The organism is Pseudomonas sp. I2 (genome assembly GCF_040984075.1).
In the GTDB taxonomy this organism is placed as follows: Bacteria; Pseudomonadota; Gammaproteobacteria; order Pseudomonadales; family Pseudomonadaceae; genus Aquipseudomonas; species Aquipseudomonas guariconensis_B.
The window spans coordinates 1-424 of record NZ_JBCGFQ010000182.1 but is presented as its reverse complement, the minus strand read 5'-3'; the positions used below and the strand labels follow the sequence as shown (position 1 = coordinate 424).

Annotated in this window: 1 protein-coding gene; it reads left to right on the top strand. The window is 49.3% G+C overall.

The genetic code is table 11. The features are described from left to right. Positions 1 to 47 precede the first annotated feature (47 nt). Positions 48 to 424, top strand: a 377-nt coding sequence (locus WCE05_RS26165; protein ID WP_368816860.1) for a response regulator, incomplete at its 3' end; no start/stop codon positions are given.

The following is a 424-nucleotide window of genomic DNA, read 5'->3' as shown; positions in this document are numbered from 1 at the left end:
CTTTTGTACTTCCTGTTTCGATTTAGTTGGCAATTTAGGTAGCAAACATGCAGACCCCGCACATTCTTATCGTTGAAGACGAGTTGGTAACACGCAACACGTTAAAGAGCATTTTCGAAGCAGAAGGCTACGATGTCTTTGAAGCGACCGATGGCGCAGAGATGCATCAGATCCTTTCTGAAAATGATATCAACCTGGTGATTATGGATATCAACCTGCCGGGCAAAAACGGGCTTCTTCTGGCGCGCGAACTGCGTGAACAGGCGAACGTCGCGTTGATGTTCCTGACAGGCCGTGACAACGAGGTTGATAAAATTCTTGGTCTGGAAATCGGCGCGGATGACTACATCACCAAGCCGTTCAACCCTCGCGAGTTAACCATTCGTGCACGCAACCTGCTGTCCCGCACCATGAATCTGGGTAC